This window comes from Tsukamurella hominis (genome assembly GCF_965137015.1).
GTDB lineage: Bacteria > Actinomycetota > Actinomycetes > Mycobacteriales > Mycobacteriaceae > Tsukamurella > Tsukamurella hominis.
This window is the reverse complement of the sequence record NZ_CBCRZG010000001.1, coordinates 404,698-427,226: the sequence shown is the minus strand read 5'-3', so window position 1 is coordinate 427,226 and position 22,529 is coordinate 404,698. Positions and strand designations below refer to the sequence as shown.

The 22,529-nt window shown below is 72.6% G+C and carries 23 protein-coding genes; 8 read left to right on the top strand and 15 right to left on the bottom strand.

All coding sequences use genetic code 11. The features are described 5' to 3' along the window. Positions 1–13: 13 nt before the first annotated feature. Positions 14–832, bottom strand: coding sequence for an NUDIX hydrolase (locus ACM9LD_RS02090; RefSeq protein ID WP_415675139.1), 819 nt, complete (start codon positions 830–832; stop codon positions 14–16). Between the two features lie 53 nt (positions 833–885). Further along, positions 886–1,278, bottom strand: a complete 393-nt coding sequence (locus ACM9LD_RS02085; protein ID WP_415675138.1) for a hypothetical protein — start codon at positions 1,276–1,278, stop codon at positions 886–888. A gap of 96 nt (positions 1,279–1,374) precedes the next feature. Here ACM9LD_RS02085 and ACM9LD_RS02080 point away from each other — a divergent pair, with 96 nt between their 5' ends. After that, on the top strand, positions 1,375–1,803 hold the full coding sequence (locus ACM9LD_RS02080) for a MarR family winged helix-turn-helix transcriptional regulator (protein ID WP_415675137.1): 429 nt from the start codon (positions 1,375–1,377) through the stop codon (positions 1,801–1,803). 11 nt (positions 1,804–1,814) lie between these two features. Here ACM9LD_RS02080 and ACM9LD_RS02075 read toward each other — a convergent pair whose 3' ends face one another. Continuing rightward, positions 1,815–2,387, bottom strand: coding sequence for a TetR/AcrR family transcriptional regulator (locus ACM9LD_RS02075; RefSeq protein WP_415675136.1), 573 nt, complete (start codon positions 2,385–2,387; stop codon positions 1,815–1,817). Between the two features lie 83 nt (positions 2,388–2,470). On the opposite strand from ACM9LD_RS02075, the gene ACM9LD_RS02070 reads away from it, so the two are divergent. Next, positions 2,471–3,781: an oxygenase MpaB family protein gene (locus ACM9LD_RS02070; protein WP_415675135.1), complete on the top strand. Its 1,311-nt coding sequence runs from the start codon at positions 2,471–2,473 to the stop codon at positions 3,779–3,781. Here the strand turns inward: ACM9LD_RS02070 and ACM9LD_RS02065 are convergent. From ACM9LD_RS02065 to ACM9LD_RS02050, 4 genes are all read right to left on the bottom strand, one after another. After that, positions 3,766–5,181, bottom strand: coding sequence for an MFS transporter (locus ACM9LD_RS02065; protein WP_415675134.1), 1,416 nt, complete (start codon positions 5,179–5,181; stop codon positions 3,766–3,768). The two genes, ACM9LD_RS02070 and ACM9LD_RS02065, sit on opposite strands and share 16 nt — an antisense overlap. Further along, on the bottom strand, positions 5,178–5,672 hold the full coding sequence (locus tag ACM9LD_RS02060) for an HXXEE domain-containing protein (RefSeq protein WP_415675133.1): 495 nt from the start codon (positions 5,670–5,672) through the stop codon (positions 5,178–5,180). The genes ACM9LD_RS02065 and ACM9LD_RS02060 overlap by 4 nt, the downstream gene beginning before the upstream one ends. 60 nt (positions 5,673–5,732) lie before the next feature. Continuing rightward, entirely contained in the window at positions 5,733–6,179 is a 447-nt protein-coding gene (locus tag ACM9LD_RS02055) for a hypothetical protein (RefSeq protein ID WP_415675132.1), read from the bottom strand. A gap of 113 nt (positions 6,180–6,292) precedes the next feature. Next, positions 6,293–7,909 carry a multicopper oxidase family protein gene (locus tag ACM9LD_RS02050; RefSeq protein ID WP_415675131.1) on the bottom strand — a complete coding sequence of 539 codons (1,617 nt, stop codon included), beginning with the start codon at positions 7,907–7,909 and terminating at the stop codon, positions 6,293–6,295. A gap of 161 nt (positions 7,910–8,070) precedes the next feature. Between ACM9LD_RS02050 and ACM9LD_RS02045 the strand changes: the two genes are divergently transcribed. Then, entirely contained in the window at positions 8,071–9,186 is a 1,116-nt protein-coding gene (locus tag ACM9LD_RS02045; RefSeq protein ID WP_415675130.1) for a sensor histidine kinase, read from the top strand. A gap of 12 nt (positions 9,187–9,198) precedes the next feature. On the opposite strand, the gene ACM9LD_RS02040 is transcribed toward ACM9LD_RS02045, so the two are convergent. The 4 genes from ACM9LD_RS02040 to ACM9LD_RS02025 all read right to left on the bottom strand — a co-directional run bounded on the left by ACM9LD_RS02040 (position 9,199) and on the right by ACM9LD_RS02025 (position 13,272). Beyond that, complete coding sequence (locus ACM9LD_RS02040) at positions 9,199–9,837, bottom strand: response regulator (protein WP_415675129.1); 639 nt, start codon at positions 9,835–9,837, stop codon at positions 9,199–9,201. Between the two features lie 51 nt (positions 9,838–9,888). Further along, on the bottom strand, positions 9,889–11,343 hold the full coding sequence (locus tag ACM9LD_RS02035; protein ID WP_415675128.1) for a catalase: 1,455 nt from the start codon (positions 11,341–11,343) through the stop codon (positions 9,889–9,891). A 156-nt stretch (positions 11,344–11,499) separates the two neighbouring features. Next, a complete protein-coding gene (locus ACM9LD_RS02030; protein ID WP_259142582.1) occupies positions 11,500–12,456 on the bottom strand; it encodes an electron transfer flavoprotein subunit alpha/FixB family protein in 957 nt (318 codons plus the stop codon). A gap of 36 nt (positions 12,457–12,492) precedes the next feature. Next, positions 12,493–13,272, bottom strand: a complete 780-nt coding sequence (locus ACM9LD_RS02025) for an electron transfer flavoprotein subunit beta/FixA family protein (protein WP_415675127.1) — start codon at positions 13,270–13,272, stop codon at positions 12,493–12,495. 207 nt (positions 13,273–13,479) lie between these two features. Between ACM9LD_RS02025 and ACM9LD_RS02020 the strand changes: the two genes are divergently transcribed. The 4 genes from ACM9LD_RS02020 to ACM9LD_RS02005 all read left to right on the top strand — a co-directional run bounded on the left by ACM9LD_RS02020 (position 13,480) and on the right by ACM9LD_RS02005 (position 17,693). Next, positions 13,480–14,220, top strand: a complete 741-nt coding sequence (locus ACM9LD_RS02020; RefSeq protein ID WP_415675126.1) for a class I SAM-dependent methyltransferase — start codon at positions 13,480–13,482, stop codon at positions 14,218–14,220. A 20-nt stretch (positions 14,221–14,240) separates the two neighbouring features. Further along, a complete protein-coding gene (locus tag ACM9LD_RS02015; RefSeq protein WP_415675234.1) occupies positions 14,241–15,743 on the top strand; it encodes a 1,4-alpha-glucan branching protein domain-containing protein in 1,503 nt (500 codons plus the stop codon). Between the two features lies 1 nt (position 15,744). Next, on the top strand, positions 15,745–17,052 hold the full coding sequence (locus ACM9LD_RS02010) for a glycosyltransferase family 4 protein (RefSeq protein WP_415675125.1): 1,308 nt from the start codon (positions 15,745–15,747) through the stop codon (positions 17,050–17,052). 113 nt (positions 17,053–17,165) lie between these two features. After that, positions 17,166–17,693: a GNAT family N-acetyltransferase gene (locus ACM9LD_RS02005; protein WP_415675124.1), complete on the top strand. Its 528-nt coding sequence runs from the start codon at positions 17,166–17,168 to the stop codon at positions 17,691–17,693. A 25-nt stretch (positions 17,694–17,718) separates the two neighbouring features. Here the strand turns inward: ACM9LD_RS02005 and ACM9LD_RS02000 are convergent, their stop codons facing one another. After that, positions 17,719–18,471 carry an acyltransferase gene (locus ACM9LD_RS02000; RefSeq protein WP_415675123.1) on the bottom strand — a complete coding sequence of 251 codons (753 nt, stop codon included), beginning with the start codon at positions 18,469–18,471 and terminating at the stop codon, positions 17,719–17,721. A gap of 98 nt (positions 18,472–18,569) precedes the next feature. Here ACM9LD_RS02000 and ACM9LD_RS01995 point away from each other — a divergent pair, with 98 nt between their 5' ends. Continuing rightward, complete coding sequence (locus ACM9LD_RS01995; protein ID WP_415675122.1) at positions 18,570–19,901, top strand: PQQ-binding-like beta-propeller repeat protein; 1,332 nt, start codon at positions 18,570–18,572, stop codon at positions 19,899–19,901. Between the two features lie 70 nt (positions 19,902–19,971). Here ACM9LD_RS01995 and ACM9LD_RS01990 read toward each other — a convergent pair whose 3' ends face one another. Genes ACM9LD_RS01990 through ACM9LD_RS01980 form a run of 3 tightly spaced genes read right to left on the bottom strand, consistent with a single transcriptional unit; the run spans position 19,972 to position 22,495 of the window. Next, the gene (locus ACM9LD_RS01990) at positions 19,972–20,610 is read right to left on the bottom strand and encodes a 3-oxoacid CoA-transferase subunit B (RefSeq protein WP_415675121.1); all 639 of its coding nucleotides are present in this window, start codon (positions 20,608–20,610) and stop codon (positions 19,972–19,974) included. Then, entirely contained in the window at positions 20,607–21,302 is a 696-nt protein-coding gene (locus tag ACM9LD_RS01985; RefSeq protein WP_415675120.1) for a 3-oxoacid CoA-transferase subunit A, read from the bottom strand. Before ACM9LD_RS01985 ends, ACM9LD_RS01990 begins: the two co-directional genes overlap by 4 nt. Then, entirely contained in the window at positions 21,299–22,495 is a 1,197-nt protein-coding gene (locus ACM9LD_RS01980) for a thiolase family protein (protein ID WP_415675119.1), read from the bottom strand. Before ACM9LD_RS01980 ends, ACM9LD_RS01985 begins: the two co-directional genes overlap by 4 nt. Between the last annotated feature and the right edge of the window lie 34 nt (positions 22,496–22,529).

Here is a 22,529-nt window from a genome sequence, read left to right as displayed (position 1 = left end):
CCGGGCGCCGCCGTCAGAGCGTGGGGCGCGGGATGTTCGCCGGCATCGACGCGACGTACTCCGCGGCCTCCGCGAACTGCAGGGAGTCGATCGCGCCGCCGAGCGGCAGCTCGGGCTCGACCGGCTCGATCACGCGCTCCTCCGCGAGCAGCTCGGCGACGGTGCGGTGCTCGGCCACGGCCCGCAGCTGGGACCAGGTGGGCGGCAGCAGGAAACAGCGACCGGCGGACCAGTCCGCGAGGGCCTGCGCGGCGGTCCGCCAGCCGGCCTCCTCGACCTCGCTGGTGCGGTCGTCGGCGCGCTGGCCGGCGGGCAGGGCCGCGAGGAAGAAGCGGGTGTCGTAGCGGCGCTTCTCGTTCTTCGGCGTGATCCAGTGCGCGAACGGCCGCAGCAGGTCGGCGCGCAGCACGAGCTCCTCGTCGCGGAGGAACTGCGCGAGCGAGAGTTCTTTGGCCTCGAGCCGGGCGCGGGCGGGCGCGAGGGCCGCCACGTCGGGCGCGCCGCCGTCGGCCGCGGAGACGAGGAGGACGCCGCACTCCTCGAAGGTCTCGCGCACGGCGGCGCACACCAGCTGGCGGGCGTCGCGCTCGGTGGCGCCGAAGCGCTCGGCCCACCACGGGGCGGCCGGGCCCTGCCAGGCGAGGTCGGCCTCGCCGTCCCGCGGGTCCACGCCCCCGCCGGGGAAGACCGTCATCCCGCCGGCGAAGGCCATTTGCTGCACGCGGCGCTGCAGGAAGACCTCGATCCCGTCCGCTCCGTCGCGGACGAGAACGACGGTGGCCGCGTCCTTCGGCTGGGGCGGCGCCGCGGGAGATTCGATGTTCGAAGACATTCGCTCACCGTATCCGACCCGCCCGCGCCGATGTCCGGTTCGGTCGGGCCCGCTCAGGCGATGCCGAGTGCCCGTCCGAGGGCCTGCGCGCCGGCGGCGATGTCCCGGGTCAGGGCCGCGAGGTCCGCCGCGGCGCGCGGGTCCGACGGTGCGCCGTGGGCGGCGCTGTCGAGCCGCAGGACCGCGCGACGGAAGGGTCGCTCGAAGCCCGTGCCGTAGAGGTCGGGCGGTCCCGCGCCGCCGGACGCCGCTCCGACCGCGCCGTCGGGCGACGGCGACGGGCCCGCGCCGAGGGCGGTGGCGAGCTGCGCGATCCGGCCGATCAGGTCGTCGGTCAGCCCGCCGACGGTGCGATTCCCGGCGGGTGCCTCGAGGTCCGCCGCCGCGGCCTCCGAGAGGACGGCGACGTACTCCCGCGCGGCACGGTCCAGGTCCGCTGTGTCCATGAGGCCTCCACGTAGGTTCGAGTATCGACGGCACGGCTCTACCGTGCACCACGGTAGACGATATTCATGCACCACGGTAGAGGAAATGGAGGAATCGTGGTCACAGACGACCCCACCCCCGGCCCCGACCTCGCCGAAGCGGTCGGCGTCCTCGGGCACCGCCTGCTGGCACTGGAGGAGCCGATCCTGCGCGACACCGGGGTATCCATGTGGGAGTACGCCATCCTCACCACACTGCTCCGGGGCGGCGCGGTCTCCCAGGTCGAGCTGTCACGGCGGACAGGGCGCGACACCACCCGCCTCGGGAAGCACCTGGGCGACCTCGAGTCGCGCGGCCTCGTCGCGCGGGAACAGGCGGATGACGCGCGCCGCCGCACCGTGACCGCGACCGCCGAGGGCGCGGCGGTGCAGAGCCTGGCTCAGCAGCGGATCCGCGCCGCGGAGGACGAGCTCCTCAGCGCACGGCTGTCCGACGAGGAGGCGGCCACGCTCCGCCGCCTGCTCGCCCGGCTCCTGCCGGAGTAGCCGGACGCCCGCTACGCGGGCGGCGGCGCGAAGGTGCGGAGACGGCGGATGAGGCTGGTGAGCCGCTCGACGGTGGCGTTCTCCGGATCCGTCAGGTGCAGGCACAACAGCTCGCACGCGGTCGCGTGCACCACGCGCGCCAGGTATTCGGGATCCTCGATGCCCGGGAAGGTGTTCCGCAGGCTCAGCTCCATGAACGCGACCACGGCGTCCCGCGATTCGGCGAGGCGCTCATGCAGGGCGGGCGGCGCCCCCTCGGGCGGCAGCAGAAAGAGCCGCCACCCGGTCGGGTTCCCGTCGATGGCGCGGACCGCCCCTTCGAAGGCGGAGACGAAGGGATCGTTCCCCGAGTCCGGCGCCACCTCCGCCACGGCCTCGAGGTACTGCGCGCCGATCCGGTCGGCCTCGCGGTCGATGAGGGCGACGAAGAGCCCCGCGAGATCACCGAACTGCTGGTAGAGCACCGTCCGCGTCACGCCGGCGTCGTCGGCGATGCGCTTGGGCGTGGCCGCGTGGAAGCCCTCCGCGGCGACGATGCCGTGCGCCACGTCGAGGATCTGCTCGCGCCGCTCGGTGGCGCTCATACGAGTTCGCGTCATTCCCTTGACAGGGTAACTTACACCCTGTCATGGTCGTACTTACGGAATGAAAGTTAAGGAGCGTTCCCATGCGGCACTACCCCGGACTCGATGAGCGGGTGCGTTCCCAGGCGGCCCTGCAGCCCGGCCTGTACGGCACGATCGACTTCACCGAGGCGCCCTACCGGCACACCGCGGACCCCGAGGTCCGGTCCACCCTGCGCCCGCGGCTGGGGCGCCGCGCGCGAACGCTCGACGACGAGCGGACCGTCGAACTCATCGCGACCACCACGCTCCTCGGCGACGTGGTCGCGGATCCGTACGCCTCGCTCGAGCCGCGCTACGGCACGAAGACACTGGTGGCGATGCTGCGCCGCGCCTGCCGTGAGGGGATCGACGCCGTGCCGGACGCGCCGGAGGAGCTGCGCGCCTTCCTCGCCGCGATGGAGGACACCCCCTCCTGGGTCGACATGGACCTCGTCGAGGACGGCGCGCGCCTCGCGCGCATCGGCTCCGCCCTCACGGCGCCGTTCATCACCCGCGGGGTCTTCCTCGCCACCTTCCTCAACACCTACGCCGCGCTGCCGATGGCCCTGACCGGCGCACTCTCCGGCACCCGCGCGGCGCGCCGGATCAACGAGACCGCGAACTTCTTCGCCGTCACCACGCTGCCCGGCGCTCTGGAACGGCACCGCGAGGGTTTCGAGGCCGCCGCGATGGTGCGCCTCATGCATTCGATGGTGCGCTTCCACGCGCTGACCAGGCCGGGCGCCTGGGACCGCGAGGTGTACGGCATCCCCATCCCGCAGGTGGACCAGATGCCGGCGGGCACCGTCGGCAGCTATCTCATCGCGATCAAGGCGCTCCGCGCGAAGCGCGGCTTCGGCCCCGGCGAGCGCGCGATCGTCGAGTTCAACCGCTACCGCTGCTTCCTCCTCGGGCTCCCGGAGGAGCTGCTGCCGACCACCCCCGAGGGCATCGTCGCCGTCTTCAACGGCCGGGCCGCCCTGCTGCGCGACGACTTCGACGACAAGACCTGCGGCGCCCTCGTCCGATCGTCGATGGAGGCCTACCTCCGGCCGGGGCGCACCCCGTTCGACCGGGCCGCGGAACGGGTGGAGAAGGCCTGGAGCAAGACCGCCTTCGCGATCGCCTTCTGCGACTTCAAGCCGTCCGAGGCGGCGCGCCTGGGCGTCGACTTCTCGGCGGTCGACGTCGGCATCGTCGCACTCACCTACCCGTTCCTCGCTGGGCGCCTCCTCGTGTGCGAGCGCGGCGTGAAGGTCCCGTTCCTGCGGGACGGGATCGACCGGTATCTCACCGCGCTCGTGCGGCGGCGCCTCGCCACCTACGGTCATCCCGAGTTCGTCTCCGACGGTGCCGATTACGCGCGGGCATGATCCGCAGGGTTCCGCACGGTCGCGAAGGCGACCGCGCCGCCGATCACGCACAGCGCCGCCGAGACGAGCATCGCCCGGCCGAAGCCGCTCTCGAGTGACGGCCCGTTCGGATCGGTGATCCCCACCGCGAGCGGGAGGACCGCCACCGCGAGCAGGCTCGCGAACCGCGAGATCGCGTTGTTCGCCCCCGACGCCGCGCCGACGTATTCCGCCGGCACCGCGGCGAGCACCGTCGCCGTGAGCGGCGCGACCGTCATGGCCATGCCCAGCCCGAAGACGAGGATGCCGGGGAGCACCCCGCCCCAGTAGGTCGCGCCGGGCATGACGCGGACCAGGAGCGCTAGGCCGAGCCCGGCGACCAGAGGCCCCGCCGTCATCAGAGCGCGGGGCCCGGTCCGCTGCGCGAGCGCACCCATCCGGCCGGACAGGACCAGCATGATCGCCGTGAAGGGGACGAACGCGAGGCCGGCCTGCAGCGCGCTGTAGCCGAGGTTCGCCTGCAGGTGCAGCGACAGCAGGAACAGCGCCCCGCCGAGCCCGGTGTACACCGCGAGCGTGACGATGTTCGTCCCGCTGAACTGCGGCGAGCGGAACAGCCGCAGCGGGACGAGGGGATCCGCGGCGCGGTGCTCGATGAACGGGAACACCGCGATGGCGAGCGCCCCGACGACGAGCGCCCCCACGACGGTGGGCGTCCAGCCCTGGACCGGCGCCTCGATGAGCGCGAAGGTCACCCCGCCCAGGCCGATCGTCACGGCGGCCGCGCCGGCCACGTCGAGCGGCCCCCGCACGCGCGCGTCCCGGATCCGCGGGACGTGCCGGATCGTGAGCACCAGGGCGACCGCCGCCAGCGGGACGTTGATGAGGAAGACCCACCGCCAGGAGGCGGCGTCGACCAGCCACCCGCCGACGAAGGGCCCGATCGCGGACGAGACGCCGCTGAGCCCGGCCCAGAGCCCGATCGCGCGGCCGCGGTCCTCCGCCCGGATGACCGTCTCGATCATGGCGAGACTGCTGGGCACCAGCAGCGCGCCGCCGATGCCCTGCACGATGCGCGCCACGATCAGCACCTCCCCGGTGGGGGCGAGGCCGCACCCGACGGAGGCCACGGTGAAGACCACCAGACCGATCAGGAAGACGAGGCGCCGGTCGTACCGGTCGCCGAGCGCGCCCCCGAGCAGCAGCAGGGCGCTGAGGGTGAGCAGGTACCCGTCGAGCACCCACTGCAGCATCGACAGCCCGCCACCGAGGTCCCGTCCGATCGCCGGCAGCGCGACGTTGACGACCGAGCCGTCGAGGAAGGCGACGCCCGAGCCGAGGGCCGCGGCGGCGATCAGCCAGCGGCCGGAGGCCGACGCCAGCGCAAGGCGCGGGGCTGCGCCGTCACCGCCGGACGTCATGTCGCGCGACCGTGCACGCCGCGCTGCACCAGGGCGGCCAGGCCGAAGGACCCGGCGAGCCCACCGGCGAGCATGGCCGCCGCGCCGGGCAGCAGTCCGGCCGCGGGCCGCCGCACGCCCTCCCGCGCGAGCCGCGACGACGCCCACAGCCAGAAGGGCAGCACCGCGATCGGCGTCGTGGCGACGCCGGGCGCGTAGCCGCCGCACCGTGCCGCCATCGCCAGGTGGGAGACGCCGTGCAGGCCGTAGGCCAGCAGCGCGGCCTGGTACCAGGCCGATCGCCCGCCCGTGCGGGCGCCGTCGAGGGCGGCGGCGCCGACCGCCACGCCCATCGCACCGATCGCCGTGCGCGCCAGACCGTCCGAGACCGGCAGCCCGCGCTCGCGCGCCCAGGGGCCGATCGTGAACCACTCCTCCGCGTCGTGGATCGCCCACGCGACGAACAGGCCGGCCGTCGCCGCCACGGGCACGGTTCCCCTGCGTTCCGTCATACGACGAAACTAGACCGAGCACCGCGACTCGCGCGCGACCGGCACTGCAGAGGGTGTGGGTCAGCGAACGTCGAAGGAACCGCTACCCGGCGTGGGTGCCAGCACGACCGCCACGGTGCCGGAGCTGACGAAGCGTGCGGTGTAGGCGACCCGGCCGGTACCCGTGTTCGCCACGGCCGTGTTCGGCACCTGACCGAGAGCGAACGGCTTCACCGTGACCGATCCCCGCGCGCCGGTCCGCAGGTTGCGAAAATCGATGCGCACCAGCGACATGTACGAGTTGTAGCCGACCGAGCTGTGCGCGGCGAGTCGCACCTCGCCCGGCCGGCCGGTGGTATCGGCCCCGATCCGGGTGGTGAACGGCTGCGGGATGCCAAGGCCCGCGACCTGGGTGGCGGCCAGCGGTACCTGCGGCACGGCCAGCGGCGCGGCCTGCGCAGGCACGGCGCCGATACCGGCGACCAGGCCCGCGGTGGCGATACCCGTGACGAGCGTCTTCTTCAGCATGAGCGTCCTCCGATTCGTCCGGGCCACAGGGCGTTGCGGCGCGAAGGTTCTTCAGACGTGACGTCGGCCCCGCCCTTGCGATCGTTACACCGGAATCCCGTCGCCCGCCGCGGTCAATGCCCGCCGTGCGACCCCGCGGGCGCGGAGGCCCCGGACGACGAGGGCATGGACATCCCCGGCATCCCGGGCATCTCCAGCCGGGTGGGCGCAGTCTGCCCCTTCCCCGCCACCACGAACTGGCCCATCATGCCGCGGTCCTCGTGGTAGAGCAGGTGGCAGTGGTACATGTACGGCATCGTCAGGTCGGTGTAGTCGGTGAAGCGCATCGCGAGGGCGCAGCTGTCGCCGGGCGCGAGGTAGACGGTGTCCTTCCAGCCGCGCAGGTGCGCGGGCGGGGTCTTCCCGTTGAACGAGGCGACCTGGAACTGCACGTCGTGGATGTGGAAGTTGTGCGGCCAGTTGTCCTTGTTGCGCACCGTCCACACCTCGGTCGTGTCGACGACGGGCGCGAGGTCGATGCGGCTCATGTCCATCCGCTCGCCGTTGATCATGTACCACTGCAGGTCGAAGGCCCTCGCCGCCGGCGACGGTGCCGTCGCGCCCGCGGCGAGCGGCGCGATGGCGCCGAGGTCGCGGGGCACGGCGCCGGCCCCGGCGGCGAGGGTCTCGGCCCCGACCAGCTCGAGCACGTCCAGAGTGTCCTCCTGCCCGTACTCCCGCGCCGTCTCGCCGGAGATCCTGCCGCGCTGCGTGATCGGATAGGAGCGCAGCATCGTGCGCTCGCCGGCGGCGACGCGGACCACGATCTCGGCCCGCTCACCCGGGCTGAGCATGAGGCGATCGAGGGACACCGGCGCGGCGAGCAGCCCACCGTCGGAGGCGATCATCTCGAACCGGCGGCCGTCGGCGAAGCCGAACTCGAAGCAGCGCGCGGACGCGCCGTTGAGCAGGCGCAGCCGCATCCGGTCGCGGCGCGCCACGAGGCTCGCTCCGGCGATGCCGTTGGTGATCACGGTCGGGCCGATGAGCCCGGTCTCGCCCGGTGCCGTCTCGTCCAGTTCGCCCGCGGGCGTGAACTTCCGGTCCTGGACGACGACGGGGACGTCGTCGACGCCGTACTCGGACGGCAGGCCCAGCGCGTCCTGCGCGTCGTCGTCGACGAGGAAGAAGCCGGACAGCCCGCGGTAGACGTGCTTCTCGGTCACGCCGTGCGGATGCGGGTGGTACCAGAGCGTCGAGGCGCGCTGCCGCACCGTCCATTCCGCCTTCCACGTGGCGCCCGGCTCGACCATCTGGTGCGGGCCGCCGTCGGCACGGGCCGGGACGTGCATGCCGTGCCAATGCACGCTGGTCGCCTCCGCGAGACCGTTCCGCACCGTCACCGCGACCTTCTCGCCGTCCCGGGCGCGCAGCGTGGGGCCGAGGATGTCGCCGTTGAATCCCCACGTCGCGCTGCGCCGGCCGGCGACGATCTCCGTCGATCGGGCCTGCGTGACGAGGTCGAACCGGCGCACGCCGTCGGCGCCCACGACGGACCGCGCGAGCGGAGGGATCGGCAGGGCCCTGCGGCCGCCCGGCAGGACCGGCGCGCCGGGGCCCGACGGTGCCGCCGTCGCACGGCATCCGGCGACCGCGGCACCCGCGAGCGGGGCGGCGATCAGGGCGGTGAGGAAGCGGCGGCGGTTCGTGCCTGCGACGGTTCGTGGCCGCGCGGCGGTATCGGTGATCATGTTCTCCAGCGTCGTCGGCGGCGCCCGCGCGCGACTCCGCCCTTCGGACACGGAAACCGGGTCCGGGACTGGCCGGGAGGGGGTTGACAATCCCCTGACCCGACGCTATGTGCGCAGGTCACGGCTTCTCCCGCGGCCCCGCGGTGCCGTACGGTGCTGCCATGTCGCGCACCAGATGGACCGTCGGGGTCCGGGTCGGTCCCCTCGTGGTGGTGCCCGTGCTGCTCGCGGTGAGCGTGTACCCCGGACGCTTCCACGCCTCGCCCGCCTACATCGCCGGATCGATGCTCGCCGCCGCCCTGTTCGCCCTCGGGGGCCGCGCGCCGTTCGCCGTCTCGCTCGCCCTGTCCGTGCTGTGCGGCGGCCTCCTCTCCGCGGAGGCCTGGGGGCCGGCAGGCCTCGTCCCCTACCTCGCCGCGCTCGCCCTCGCCGAGCTCGCGGCCTCGCAGCGGCCGCGGTGGCAGGTGGTCACGGCGACGCTCGTGTGGGCGGCCTGCTACATCACCGGATCCCTGTTCGACAACGAGCAGCACACGCTGATCCGGGTGCTCGCCGAGACGCTCAGCTTCGTCGGGCTCCCCGTCGTGGGCGGGCTGTACATGCGGGAGCGGTTCGCGCAGGCGGAACGCGAGCGGCGCGCGCTCGCGGAGGAGGCGCTCCAGGCCCGCCGCGACGAGCGCGCCGCCCTCGCCCGCGAGCTGCACGACCTGATGGCCCACCACATGTCGGCGATCTCGCTGCGCGTCGGCGTCGCGCGCACCGTCTACGCCGGCATCGATCCCGGCCTCGACGAGGTGCTCGCGGACATCCACGGCACGGCGACGGACTCCCTCGCCGACATCCGGCGGCTGCTCGCCGCGATGCGGGCACGGGAACCCGTGCAGGACCGGACGATCGACGACACCGACGCCGAGCTGCGGCGGGCGGTGGAGCGCACCGTCGACGCGGGCTTCGACGTCCGCGCGCGCATCGACCTGGGCGAAGCCGGCCCCGCCGCGATCGACGCCCTGACCCTGGTGCGGGTCGTGCAGGAGGCGCTGACGAACGTCATGAAGCACGCGCCCCGCGGCGCGGCGGTCACCGTCGACGTGGGGCGCTCCGCCGGCGCCTGGGAGGCCCGGGTGGCGAGCCCGCTCCCCGCGCACGGGCACCGCGGCCACGGGTACGGCCTGACCGGGATGGCCGAACGCGCGGAGCTCGCCGGCGGGGCCGTCACGGCGGGCCCCGACGGCGATCACTGGGTGGTCGCGCTGTCGGTACCGGTCCGCGCGTCCTAGCGGGCGGAGCCGCTACCGGGACGCGAAGCGCGCCAGCTCGACCCGCGACCCGGCGCCCGTCTTCTGCCGCAGGTTCGCGATGTGCGCCTTCACGGTCGACTCGGCGACGTGCAGCCGGGCCGCGATGGCCGCGTTCGCCAAGCCCTCGGCGACGAGCGTGAGGACGTCGCGCTCGCGGTCGGTGAGCGGCACCGCGGGCTCCTCGGCCGCCGGCGCCGGGGCGGCGGACCGGGCGCGCAGGGCCTCGTCGAGCACCCGGCGCGCGGGGCCGGGCGACATCGGCACCTCCCCGCCCAGCGCGCGCCGCAGGCCGTCGAGCAGCGCCTCGGGGGCGATGTCCTTGACCAGGAAGCCCACGGCGCCCGCGGCGAGAGCGGGGTACATGTGCTCGTCGTCGTCGAAGGTGGTGAGCACGACGATCCGCGCGGACGGGTCCGCGGCGATGATCCGCTCGATGCCGTGAACCCCGTCGGCGCCGGGCATCCGCAGGTCCATGAGCACGACGTCGGGCCCGAGCTCGAGGTAGGCGCGGACGGCCTCGTCGCCGTTGGTCGCCTCCCCCGCGACGGTGAAGTCCGGCGCGGCGGTGAGCAGCATCTTCAGCCCATCGCGGATGAGCCGCTGGTCGTCGACGATCAACACACTGCTCACGACGGACGATCCTAGACGCGGACGCGCCCACCCCCGGCCCCGTCGGTGACGTCAGCCCTGCGCCTCGCGAACGGCACGCTCGATGCGTTCCCCGATCCCCTGGTCGATCCGGCGCCAGTAGTCGAAGGCGCGCTGGAGCACGGGCTCGCTCACCCCGTCGAGCAGGTGGCCCGAGACGTTCGACACCAGCCGCTCGCGCTGCGCGTCGTCCATCACGTCGCGGACCAGGGTGCCGGCCTGGCCCCAGTCGTCGTCCTCACGATGCGCGACGTACGCCGCCCGCACCAGCTCGCCGTCGGCCGCCCACTGCGGCTCGGGCTGCCCGGGGTAGTCGGCGGCGGGGCCGCCCTTGGAGTTCGGGGCGTACACCGGATCCCGGACCGGTTCGATTCGCATCGCGCCGTCCTTGGAGTAGCTGCGGACCTCGGTGCGCGGCCGGTTCACGGGGATCTGCTTGTAGTTCGCGCCGAGCCGCGCGCGGTGCGCGTCGGCGTACGCGAAGACACGACCGAGCAGCATCCTGTCCGGGCTGAATCCGATACCGGGGACGATGTTGCTGGGCTCGAACGCCGCCTGCTCGATCTGGCTGTGGTTGTCGGTGGGGTTGGTGTGCAATGTCATCCGACCGACCTCCTGCAGCGGGTAGTCGGCGTGTGGCCACACCTTGGTCAGGTCGAACGGGTTGAACCGGTAGTCGGCCGCGTCGTCGAAGGGCATCAGCTGGACCTTGAGCGTCCAGCTCGGGTGCTCGCCGCGGGCGATGGCGTCGAAGAGGTCGCGCACGTGGAAGTCACCGTCGGCCCCCGCCAGCCGATCGGCCTCGTCCTGCGTGAGCGTCTCGACGCCCTGGTCCGACACGAAGTGGTACTTGACCCAGTGCTTCACGCCCTCGGCGTTGACCCACAGGTACGTGTGCGAGCTGTAGCCGTTCATGTGCCGCCACGACTTCGGGATACCGCGATCGCCCATCAACCAGGTGACCTGGTGCGCCGACTCCGGCGACAGGGTCCAGAAGTCCCACTGCATGTCGTGATCGCGGAGGTTGTTGTCGGCGCGGCGCTTCTGCGAGCGGATGAAGTGCTGGAACTTCATCGGGTCCTTGATGAAGAACACCGGGGTGTTGTTGCCGACCATGTCGTACACGCCCGCCGAGGTGTAGAACTTCAGGGCGAAGCCCCGCGGGTCGCGCCAGGTGTCGGGGCTACCCCGCTCCCCCGCGACGGTCGAGAACCGGGCCATCATCTCCGTCTTCGCGCCGGGCGCGAACACCTCCGCGCACGTGAACCGCGAGACGTCGCCCGTCGTCTCGAACGTGCCGAAGGCGCCGCTGCCCTTGGCGTGGGGCTGGCGTTCGGCGATCCGTTCCCGGTTGAACTGCGCCATCTGCTCGATCAGGTAGTGGTCGTGCAGGGCGATGGGGCCGGCGGCGCCGACGGTCAACGAGAGCTCGTCACTCCCGGCGGGCGCTCCCGAATCGGCAGTGGTGAAGTTCGCGTTCTCGGACATGGCTGTTCTCCTCCGCGTATGTGGTTGTCGTTCAGGACCGTTCGCGCCCGTCGGACTGAACGTCGGGCGGAAGCGGGGTCCTCTCCCCACGGTAGCGAAGACGAACGAGCCCCGCCCGGACGGATCCGGACGGGGCTCGCGTACAGCGTGCTGCGATCAGCCCTTGTGAGCCTTGACGGCCGCGGTGAGCTGCGGGGCGACGTCGAACAGGTCGCCCACGATGCCGTAGTCGGCGATCTCGAAGATCGGGGCCTCTTCGTCCTTGTTGACGGCCACGATGGTCTTCGAGGTCTGCATGCCGGCGCGGTGCTGGATGGCGCCCGAGATACCCAGGGCGATGTACAGCTGCGGCGACACGGTCTTGCCGGTCTGGCCGACCTGGAACTGGCCCGGGTAGAAGCCCGAGTCGACGGCGGCACGCGAGGCGCCGACAGCGGCACCCAGCGAGTCGGCGAGCTCCTCCACGACCGAGAACTTCTCGGCCGAGCCCACGCCGCGGCCGCCGGAGACGACGATCGACGCCTCGGTGAGCTCCGGACGGTTGCCGCCCTGGATCGGCTGCTTCGAGATGACCTTCACCGCGTTCTCGGCCTCGGCCGGGACCGCGACGTCCACGATCTCACCGGCGCCGGCGACACCGTCGGCCTCGACGGCGCCGGGGCGCAGCGACGCGACGGGGGTGTCGCCACCCGCGGTGGCCTCGACGGTGAACGCGCCACCGAAGATCGAGTGGGTGGCGGTGCCACCGGGGCCGAAGGCGATCGCGTCGGCGATCAGGCCGGAGCCGAGGCGCGCGGCGACGCGGCCGGCCACCTCCTTGCCCTCGAACGTGGCGGCGGTGAGGATCGCGGCGGCGCCCTGGCTCTCGGCGAGCTCGGCGAGCACGCCGACCTTCGGGGTCACCAGGTGGGTGTCGGCCTCGGCCGACTCCGCGCGGTAGATCTTGGCGGCGCCGGCGGCCTTGAGCTGCTCGGCGACGGCGTCGGTGGTGCCGGGGGCGCCCACGACGACGGCGGCGGGCTCACCCAGCGCCTTGGCGGCGGTCAGCAGCTCAGCCGTGACCTTCTTCAGCTTCCCGTCGACCTGCTCGACGAGGACGAGTACGTCTGCCATAACGGCTTCTCTCCTTATGAGGGGATTCGAGGGGTCCTAGATGATCTTCTGGCCGATGAGGAAGGCCGCGACCTTGTCGCCGCCGTCGCCCTCGTCCACGACCTTCTCGCCCGCCTCCTTGGGCGGCTTCGGGGTGACAGCCGTCACGGTGGTGCCGGCGTTCGCGCCGCCGACCTCGTCGAGCTCCACGCCGATCTCCGCGAGGGAGAGCACGTTGATCTCCTTCTTCTTCGCGGCCATGATGCCCTTGAAGGAGGGGAAGCGGGGCTCGTTGATCTTCTCGTTGACCGAGACGATGGCCGGGAGCGAGGCCTCGAGCTCGAAGATGCCCTCGTCGGTCTCGCGCTCGCCCTTGAGCGAGTCGCCGTCGACGACCAGCGTGCGCATGTGGGTCAGCTGCGGCAGGCCCAGGTACTCGGCCAGGATGGCCGGGACGGCGCCGACGCGACCGTCGGTGGCCTCGTTACCGGCGATGACGAGCTCGACGCCCTCGATGGTGCCCAGCGCGCGGGCGATGACCCAGGAGGTCTGGATCGCGTCCGAGCCGTGCATCGCGTCGTCCTGGACGTGGACGGCCTTGTCGGCGCCCATGGACAGCGCCTTGCGGATGGCATCGGTGGCGCTAGCGGGGCCGACGGTCAGGACGGTGACCTCGCCGCCGTGGGCCTCCTTGATCTGCAGCGCGGCCTCGACGGCGCGCTCGTTGATCTCCTCGAGCCACGGGTCGATCGACCTGTCGACCGTGAAGTCATCGGACAGCTTGCGCTCGGACCCGGGATCGGGAGCCTGCTTGATCAGTACGACTACGTTCGTCATTGGTCTTCGTCGACCTCCATCGATGATCGGGATACTCGTAGGGCACATTCTCACACTGCCGCGAGGTACGGAAAATCGTCCCCACCGCAGTCTCTGCGAGTAGAACGTAGCACCGCCTCACCACACTGTTTAACGCCAGAGTAAGTTACCGGACGGTAACTGTCCATGTGGGATGGCCCACCCCCGTCGACGACTAGGCTGAGAAGAATGTGTGACCCGCTGCCCCTGACCGGCGAGCGAACCGTTCCCGGGATCCCCGAGGAGAACTACTGGTTCCGCCGGCACGAGATCGCCTACCTCGCGGTCGTCGACCGCTACGCCGGCAAGTCGGTCTTCGAGGCCGGCAGCGGCGAGGGCTACGGCGCCGCGATGCTGGCCGACGGCGGCGCGAGCGTGACGGCCCTCGACTACGACGAGGCGGCCGTCGCGCACGTGCGCGCCGCGTACCCGGCGGTGACCATGCTGCACGGCAACCTCGCGGAGCTGCCGCTGGACGACGCGTCCGTGGACGCCGTCGTCAACTTCCAAGTGATCGAGCACCTGTGGGACCAGCCGCAGTTCCTCCGCGAGGTGGCGCGCGTCCTGCGCCCGGGCGGCGAGCTCGCGATCTCGACCCCCAACCGCGTCACCTTCTCCCCCGGCCGCGACACGCCGCTCAATCCCTTCCACACCCGCGAGCTCAACTCGGCGGAGCTGGTCGAGCTGCTCGAGGACGCCGGGCTGGAGGTCACCGAGAAGCTCGGCGTGTACCACGGCGCGCGCCTGGCAGAGCTGGACCGCCGCCACGGCGGCAGCTTCATCGACGCGCAGATCGAGCGCTCGCTCGCCGGCGAGCCCTGGCCGGACGAGCTGTCGAACGACGTCGCCGCCGTCGCGGCGCAGGACTTCGACCTGCGCGCCGACGCCCCGGACAGCCTCGACCTGTTCTTCTACGCGAGGAAGCCGTGACCGCCGGGCGCGAGCCCGGGATGATCGCCTTCGTCCTGCACTCCCACCTGCCGTGGCTCGCCCACCACGGCGCGTGGCCCGTCGGCGAGGAGTGGCTGTACCAGTCGTGGGCGGCCTCCTACCTTCCGATGGCGGAGATGCTCGACCGGCTCGCTGCCGAGGGCCGCACCGACCAGCTCACGCTCGGCGTGACCCCCGTGCTCGCCGCGCAGCTCGACGACCCGTACTGCCTCGAGGCCATGCACCACTACCTCGGCAACTGGCAGCTCCGCGCCCACGAGGCCGCCCTCTCCGGCCGCCCCGCCGCGGCCGAACTCGGCGCGCGCGAGCACCGCAACGCCGCGCATGCGCTCGAGCTGTTCGAGACCCGCTGGCGCCACGGCGGCACACCCGTGCTGCGCCGGCTCGCCGACGCGGGCACCGTCGAACTCCTCGGCGGCCCCCTGGCGCACCCCTTCCAGCCTCTGCTCCACCCCCGCCTCCGCGAGCTGTCGCTACGCGAGGGCCTCGCCTACGGCACGTCCCGCCTCGGCTCCCCGGCCCGGACCGGGATCTGGGCGCCCGAGTGCGCCTACAAGCCCGGCATGGAGACCGGCTACGAGGCCGCGGGCGTCACGCACTTCATGGTCGACGGGCCCACCCTCGGGGGCGATACGGCCCTCGCGCGCCCGGTCGGCGAGTCCTCCGTCCTCGCGTTCGGCCGGGACCTGCCCGTGAGCTACCGGGTGTGGTCGCCCAAGTCCGGGTACCCCGGCCACGCCGCCTACCGCGACTTCTACGCCCACGACCACGCCACCGGCCTCAAGCCGAGCAGGGTGACCGGCAAGAACGTCGCCGAGGCCGACAAGGCCCCGTACGACCCCGCGCGCGCCGACGCCGCGATCGACAAGCACGTCGCCGACTTCGTGGACACCGTCGTGGCGCGCGTCCGCTCCGAGAGCACGCGCATCGGCCGCGACGCCCTCGTGGTCGCCGCCTTCGACACCGAGCTCTTCGGCCACTGGTGGTACGAGGGCCCGATCTGGCTCGAGCGCGTCCTGCGCGCCCTGCCGGAGGCCGGCGTCCGCGTCGGCACCCTGCGCTCCGCCGCCGAGGCCGGGTACGTGGGCGCGGCCCGCGAGATCCCGGCCAGCTCGTGGGGCTCGGGCAAGGACTGGCACGTCTGGGACGGCCCGCTCGTGCGCGAGTTCGTCGAGCTCAACGAGGAGATCACCACGACGGTGCTGCGCGTCCTGGACAAGCGGGCCGGACGCACGCGCGACGTGGTGAGTGACCAGGTACTGCAGGAGGCACTCCTGTGCCTGCAGTCCGACTGGCCGTTCATGGTCTCCAAGGACACCGCCGCGGCGTACGCCCGCGACCGTGCCTACAAGCACGCCCACGCCCTGCGGGAGATCGCCGAGGCCGCCGAGCGCGGCGACGAGGCCCGCGCCGTCGCGCTGGCCCGCACCTGGCGGCTGGCCGACGATCCGTTCCCCGGCCTCGACGCCCGGCGCCTCCCCGCGCCGCTGGGAGGGTTCTGACATGCGCGTCCTGCTCGTCTCCTGGGAGTACCCGCCCGTCGTGGTGGGCGGCCTCGGCCGCCATGTGCACCACCTCGCGCTGCAGCTGCGCGACCAGGGCCACGAGGTGGTCGTCGTCTCGCGGCAGCCCACCGGCACCGACCCGCGCAGCCACCCCACCTCGGACGCCGTGGTCGACGGGATCCGCGTCATCATGGCGGCCGAGGATCCGCTGGCCCTCGACTTCGGCACCGACATGATGCCGTGGGTGCTGTCCATGGGGCACTCCATGCTCCGGGCGGGCCTGCGGCTGGCCGGGTACAACCCGACCGCCGGCGAGGACGCCCTGCACGGCGCCGGCACCGTCGGCCGGCCCTGGGTGCCCGACGTGGTGCACGCCCACGACTGGCTCGCCGCGCACGCGGCCGTCGGCCTCGCCGAGGCATTCGACGCTCCCCTCGTCGCGACGATCCACGCCACCGAGGCGGGTCGGCACAGCGGCTGGGTCTCCGGGCCGGTGAACCGGCAGGTGCACTCCACCGAGTGGTGGCTCGCCAACGAGGCCGATGCGGTGATCACCTGCTCGCGCTCGATGTCCGACGAGGTGAACCGCCTCTTCGGACCCGGCCTCGCGCAGCTGCACACCATCGCGAACGGCATCGACGCCACCGCCTGGCGCTACCGGGACCGGTCCCGCACCGCCGCCCGACGGGGCGCGCCCCGTCTGCTGTACGTCGGCCGGCTGGAGTACGAGAAGGGCGTCCAGGACCTCATCGCCGCGCTCGCCCGGGTGCGCCGCACGCACCCCGGGACCACGCTGACGGTGGCCGGCGACGGGACGCAGGCCACGTGGCTGCGCGAGGTCGCGCGGGAGCAGCGGGTGCTGCGGGCCGTCGAGTTCACGGGCGCGCTGGACCACGAGGAGCTGGTCGCGCAGCTGCACTCGGCCGACGCCCTCGTGATCCCGTCCCGCTACGAGCCCTTCGGCATCGTCGCGCTCGAGGGTGCCGCGACGGGCATCCCCGTCATCGCGACCACCGCCGGCGGCCTGGCGGACTTCATTCGCACGGGCGAGACGGGCCTGTCGGTCGAGCCCGCCGACGTGCCCGCCCTCACTGCCGCGATCCGCGCCCTGCTCGACGATCCGGCGTCGTCGTACGCGTGGGCTGCGGCAGCGCGCGCCGAGGTGGAGGAGCTCACGTGGGAGGCCGTCGCCCGCGAGACGACGCAGGTCTACCTCGCCGCGAAGCGGCGTCCGCGCACCCCGCTGGGGCGGCGCGTGATCGACGAGCGGCCGCTCCCCGAGCGCGACCCCACGAATCCGCTCTAGTTCCGCCCGGGCTCCCGACCTGCGCGATGTGCATCATCGCGAATCCTGTGGCACGGTCGATTCATGACAGTACGACCGTTCGGCCTTCTTCCCATCCACGATCGGGGCCGGACGTGTTGATCCGTAACGAGACGCCGGAGGATCACGCCGCGGTCGCGGACGTGCACCGGAGCGCGTTCGCCCCCATGACGCCGCCCGGGCGCACGGAGCCGCTGGAGGTCGTTCTGGTCGAGGCGCTACGGCTCAGCGGTGCCTGGATCGACGAGCTCTCCTTCGTCGCCGAGGACGACGAGGGCGCCGTGATCGGCCACGTCTGCCTCACCCGTGCTGCGGTCGGCGAGACTCCAGTGCTCGCCGCGGGGCCGCTGGGCGTGCGCTCCGAGGTGCAGGCCCAGGGCACCGGCTCGGCGTTGATCCTCGCCGCGCTCGGCGCCGCCGACGCCCTCGGCGAGCGGCTCGTCGCGCTGCTCGGCCACAAGGACTACTACCCGCGCTTCGGCTTCGTCCCCGGCACCGAGGTCGGCATCGAGCCCGACGTCGCGGAGTGGTCCGGAGACTCGTTCATGGTGCGCACGCTCGGCGCGTACACCCCGGACGTGCGGGGCCGGTTCCGCTACGCCCGCCCGTTCTACGTGCTGTAGATCGTCGGTGGGCGCACCGCGTGGATCATTCCGCGGGGAGCCCGCGGGCCTCGGCCTTCTTGCGCTCGATGTCGGCGAGCGCGCGCTCGAGCTCGGCGCGCTCGGCGACGTTCGCGTCCCACATGTCCTTGCGGTTCTTGACCACCTTCGCGGGCGAGCCCACCGCGATCGAATAGGGCGGGATCTCCCCGCGCACCACGGCGTGCGCGCCGAGCACGGTGCCGTGGCCGATGAGGGTGTTGCGGGTGACGGTGACCTTGGTGCCGACCCAGGTGTCGCCGCCGATGCGGACGGGGCCCTTGACGATGCCCTGGTCCTTGATGGGGATGTGGATGTCGTCCATCTTGTGGTCGAAGTCGCAGATGTAGCACCAGTCGGCGACGAGCGAGGCGGGCCCGAACTCGATGTCGAGGTAGCAGTTCACCACGTTGTCGCGACCGAAGACCGACTTGTCGCCGATGCGCAGCGAGCCCTCGTGGCAGCGGATCTTGTTCGAGTCGCCGATGTGCACCCAGCGGCCGATCTCCATCCGGCCGAGGCCGGGCGTCGCGTGGATCTCGACGTTCTTACCGAGGAAGACCATGCCCTTGAGGACGATGTGCGGGTTCGCCACCCGGAACTTCAGAAGGCGGAAGTACCGCACCAGGTACCAGGGCGTGTACGCCTTGTTCTTGAGGACCCAGCGCAGCGATGCGGGCGTGAGGAATCGCGCCTGCTGATCGGCCTGCCGCGCGTGCCGCCACCGCGACCGATACGGGGCGTTCCACATGCTCGTCATGCCGGGGAGCCTATCCGGCGGGTGCGCCCCGCCGGTCCGGTACCGCCGCCGCGCTAGTCTGTGGGGCGATCGTGGCAGTCGATAGTCGAGGGAGACACATGCGGTTGGGTAGGCGCGCGCTCACACTGGGCGCGACGGTGGCCGCCGCCGCGGTGCTGGTCTCCTGCACGCCCGACAACACCTGGGTGTACGCCGACGACTCCGCCTCCTGGCCCGGCATGTACGGCGACTCGCGCAACAACTCCTACGCCGAGAAGGACGCCGCGTCCTCGCTGGTGCCGGCCTGGAACCGGGACCTGGTCGGCCCCAACACCGTGCAGCCCGCGATCTCCAACCGCGGCATCGTGTCCGTGACCGCCCGCACCGAGACGGGCTGCAGCACGTTCAACCTCGAGCTCACCGTGGGCCGCAAGACCTACTGCCGTCGCGACGCCGCGGGCGCCGACCTGCAGGCCCCTCTGGTGGACCAGTTCGACTACACCTACCTCGGCATCCCCGGCTGGGTGTACAGCTTCAACGCGGACAACCAGGTGCGCTGGCGCTACCCCACCGCGGGCACCCCGCTGTGGATCAAGCTCGCCGGCGACAACACCGTGCTCGCCGTGACGCACCTCGGCCAGATGGTTCTCGTCGACACCCACGACGGGGACGCCGCCGGCGCCGCGATCGGGCTGTTCCCGCAGGTCTCGGCCAACGCCAACGGCGCCGGCCTCGAGGACTGCGCGACCAACGGCCCCGGGTGCCCGGTGTCCGGGCCGCCCGCCGTCGACACGCAGGCGGAGCGCGCCTTCGTCGTCGTCGGGGCGAAGGGCGGACCGTCGAAGGTGATGGCGGTCGACTACGACAAGAACGGCGGCGACCGGCACGACCTGCGGTACGCGTGGGAGCGCGCGGACCTGCCCGACGGTGCGATCGGCTCGCCCGCGCTGTCGGCGGACCGGTCGACGCTGTACGTGAACCTGCGGGGCGAGAAGCTGGCCGCACTCGACGCGAAGACCGGCGCCACGAAGTGGACGCACGACCTCGGGTACCAGAGCACGCTGCCCCCATCGGTCTCGCCCGACGGGACGATCATCCCCGCCGCGCCCGGCCTGCACCGCGCCTCGTTCGTCGCGCTCAAGGACGAGGGCACGAGCGTGCGCGAGGCCTTCAAGCGCACCGACGTCGCGATGGTCTCCCCCGCCACGCAGATCCGCGGCGGCGTCGGCTACGCGGTGGTCCGGTCCTGGGCGGCCGTGCAGTCGCAGCTCATCGAGTTCCGCACCGACACCGGAACCACGCTGCGCACCTTCGACCTGCCGGACTCGGTGAAGTCCGCCTCGGGCGTCTCGATCGGGCCCGACGGCGAGCTGGTCACCGTCGGCGACGACGGGACCGTCTTCGCGTTCACGTCGGGTCGCCGCACGGGCGACAGCGTCGCCAAGAACTGACGCGCGCGGGCACCGTCTCACGACGGTGCCGGACGCCCGGGTCAGCGGTACGAGAGGCCGCGGTACGCGGTCAGAGCAGGGTGACCGGCAGCAGGTCCCGGAGCTCGTCGAGGCTCGTGCCGAAGGTCTCGAGCACGCGGACGCCGTCGGGTCCGGTCTCGAAGACCGCGACGTCGGTGTAGACCCGGTTGACGCAACCCAGCCCGGTGAGCGGGTAGGTGCAGGCCGGGACGAGCTTGGACTCGCCGGACTTGCTGAACAGCGACATCATCACGTACACCTGCTTCGCCCCGATCGCGAGGTCCATCGCGCCGCCGACGGCGGGGATGTCGCCCTCGCGACCGGTGTGCCAATTGGCGAGGTCGCCGCGCTCGGAGACCTGGTAGGCGCCGAGCACGCACACGTCGATGTGCCCGCCGCGCATCATGGCGAAGGAGTCGGCGTGGTGGAAGTAGGCCGCGCCGGCCTTCTCGGTGACGGGCACCTTGCCGGCGTTGGTGAGGTCCGGATCGACGGCGTCGCCCGTGGCCGTGGGCCCCATGCCGAGCATCCCGTTCTCGGTGTGGAGCACCACCTCGCGCTCGTCCGGCAGGTGGTCGGCGACCTTGGTGGGCTGGCCGATGCCGAGGTTGACGAACGCGCCCCGCGGGATGTCGCTCGCGATGCGGGCGGCCAGCCGGTCCATCGTCATGCGCTGCTGCGTGGTCATCGTGCACCCTCCACGGTGTAGTGCCGAGCGGCGACCGGAACGATCCGGTCGACGTAGATGGACGGCGTGACGACCGCCTCGGGATCGATCGCGCCGAGCGGGACGACCTCTTCGACCTGGACGATCGTGGTCGCGGCGGCCGTCGCCATGACGGGCCCGAAGTTGCGGGCGGTCTTGCGGTAGAGCAGGTTCCCCCACGGGTCGGATCGGTGGGCGGCGATGAGCGCGTAGTCGCCCCGGATCGGGAACTCGAGCAGATACGTGCGCCCGTCGATCACGCGGGACTCCTTGCCCTCGGCCAGCGGCGTGCCGACGGCCGTCGGACAGTAGAAGCCGCCGATGCCCGCGCCCGCGGCGCGCATCCGCTCGGCCAGGTTGCCCTGCGGGACGACCTCGAGGTCCACCTTTCCCGCGCGGTAGAGCTCGTCGAAGACGTAGGAGTCGCTCTGCCGGGGGAAGGAGCAGACGACCTTGCGGACGCGGCCGGCCGCGAGCAGCGCCGCGACCCCGACGTCGCCGTTGCCGGCGTTGTTGGAGACCACGGTGAGGTCGGTCGCGCCCTGCCGGATGAGGGCGTCGATGAGGTCGAAGGGCATGCCCGCCAGGCCGAAGCCGCCGATCAGGACCGTCGAACCGTCCTCGATGCCCGCGACGGCGTCGTCGACGGTTCCGTGCACCACTGCCGTGCTCATGCGTCTGCCTCCGTGTTCTCCGAGACGTTCTCCAGGACGACGGCGAGGCCCTGGCCCACGCCGATGCAGATGGCCGCGACGCCGTAGCGCTCGCCGCGCTGCCGCAGGGCCTTCGCGAGGGTGCCGAGCAGGCGTCCGCCGGACGCGCCGAGCGGGTGCCCGAGCGCGATGGCGCCGCCGTAGGGGTTGACGATCGCGGGGTCGATCCCCCACGCGTCGACGCACACCAGCGACTGCACCGCGAAGGCCTCGTTGAGTTCGACGACGCCGACCTCGTCCCAGGAGATCCCGGCGCGGGCGAGGGCCCTGTTCGCCGCCTCGACCGGGGCGTACCCGAACAGCTGGGGCTCCAGCGCCGCGGCGCCGCGGCCCGCGATCCGGGCGACGGGGTCGAGCCCGATCGTCTCCGCCGCCGCGCGCGAGCCGAGGAGGACCGCCGCAGCGCCGTCGCTGAGCGGGCTGGCGTTGCCCGCGGTGATGGTCCCGTCGGCGCGGAAGGCGGGCTTGAGCGCCCCCAGCTTCTCGGCGGTGGACCCGGGCCGGACGTTCTCGTCGCGCTCGAGCCCGTCGACGGGGACCACGAGGTCGTCGTAGAAGCCCTCCTCCCACGCCGCGTGGGCCCGACGGTGCGACAGCGCCGCGAACGCGTCCTGCCGCTCCCGGGAGACGGAATACCTCTCGCCGAGTTGCTCGTTGGCCTCGCCGAGGCTCACGGTCCACTCGGTCGGCATCGCGGGGTTGACCAGCCGCCAGCCGAGCGTGGTGGACACCGCGGTGACGTCGCCGGCGGGAAAGGGCTTGGCGCTCTTGGGCAGCACCCAGGGGGCGCGGGTCATGGACTCGACGCCGCCGGTGAGCACGACGTCGGCGTCGCCGGTCTCGATCGCGCGGCTGCCCATCATCGCGGCATCCAGGCCGGAGCCGCACAGGCGGTTCACCGTGGCCGCGGGCACGCCGACGGGGACCCCGGCGAGCAGCGCGGCCATCCGACCGACGTTGCGGTTGTCCTCCCCTGCGCCGTTGGCGTTGCCCCAGACCACCTCGTCGACCGCCGCGCCCGCGCCGAGGGCCGGCGCACGGTCGAGGACGGCGCGGATCGCGGTCGCGGCCAGGTCGTCGGGCCGGACGCCCGCGAGGGCACCCGCGAACCGCCCGAAGGGCGTGCGTGCGGCGGTGTAGACGAAAGCTTCCATGGCTTCGACCGTAGGGCGCGCCATACAGATACTG